Below are 255 nucleotides of genomic sequence, written 5' to 3'. Positions count from 1 at the left end.
TACCGATCTGCTGGATGTTTCCAGTAGATACCACAGGGGTGGCATCCAGGGTGAAGGCAGTAGTTCTACCGCAATCTTCCTGATCTGCGCCCGCGTTGGCAGCTGGGTTGGCAGCGTAGTTATAGATCGTTACTACATCGGTAGTAGCTGGGCAATTAGTGTTTACTACACCATTTACGATACTGGTTACGGTCCAGGTCAGTTGTACCTGATCTCCTACTGGCACTATGATAGTGGCCTTTGGATCATGGATAT

General features: G+C 49.4%; 1 protein-coding gene. It reads right to left on the bottom strand.

Annotated elements, in window-relative coordinates:
* Positions 1 to 255: hypothetical protein (locus tag KW844_RS28995; protein ID WP_218380248.1), on the bottom strand; the 255-nt coding region annotated here is incomplete at both ends.

Origin of the sequence: Chitinophaga sp. sic0106 (genome assembly GCF_019219075.1) — a bacterium.
Lineage (GTDB): Bacteria > Bacteroidota > Bacteroidia > Chitinophagales > Chitinophagaceae > Chitinophaga.
This window is presented reverse-complemented; position numbering and strand designations above follow the sequence as displayed.